We start from the raw sequence: 542 nt of genomic DNA on the forward strand, positions 1-542 counted from the left end.
CATCCATTCCTCCTTCGAGCTTGTCCTTGGAGAATGTTTTTGTTTAGTTTTATGTTACTAATACGCCTGCGAGGGCATTAGCTATCATCTCTGGAATTCCACCGAACCAGCCCACGACACTGGAGGCCTTCTCCTTGATCCAATCCCAGGCTCCTGCGATCCTGTCCGAGGCCCAGCTGAACGGAGACCACATCGACTCTCCTACGCCTGCGAGGGCATTAGCTATCATCTCTGGAATTCCAAGATCGGAAGAGCGTCGTGTCGGGAAAGTGTGGTAGACGGAGTGTAGGGCTCGGGGGTGGTTCGCGTTTTATTATGTGAAAGTCATGGGCTTTAGCGAGCATTGTGTCTTTACGGGCAAACCAATTGAGGTGGGCGGTTGCCTCGGCCGCGGGTCGGCCACGGCCCAGGGCGGTGCCGAAGATTTCGATTTTGGCGCACCTGTCCTTCAGCTCTTCAAGCTGTGCTTTGCGCGCGCCCGGTCCCAAGGACAAATGAACGAGGAAGAGCACGAAATCCGAGTATTCTATCTCGAGCACCGC

General features: G+C 54.8%; 2 protein-coding genes. One reads left to right on the forward strand and one right to left on the reverse strand.

What is annotated here, in order from left to right:
- Positions 1-49 precede the first annotated feature (49 nt).
- On the reverse strand, positions 50-229 hold the full coding sequence (locus EZM41_RS08855) for a hypothetical protein (protein WP_198470745.1): 180 nt from the start codon (positions 227-229) through the stop codon (positions 50-52).
- 97 nt (positions 230-326) lie between these two features.
- On the opposite strand from EZM41_RS08855, the gene EZM41_RS13850 reads away from it, so the two are divergent.
- Positions 327-542 (forward strand): hypothetical protein (locus tag EZM41_RS13850; RefSeq protein WP_232619248.1); only part of this gene is annotated, 216 nt, incomplete at its 3' end.

Origin of the sequence: Acetomicrobium sp. S15 = DSM 107314 (assembly GCF_016125955.1) — a bacterium.
Taxonomy (GTDB): Bacteria; Synergistota; Synergistia; order Synergistales; family Thermosynergistaceae; genus Thermosynergistes; species Thermosynergistes pyruvativorans.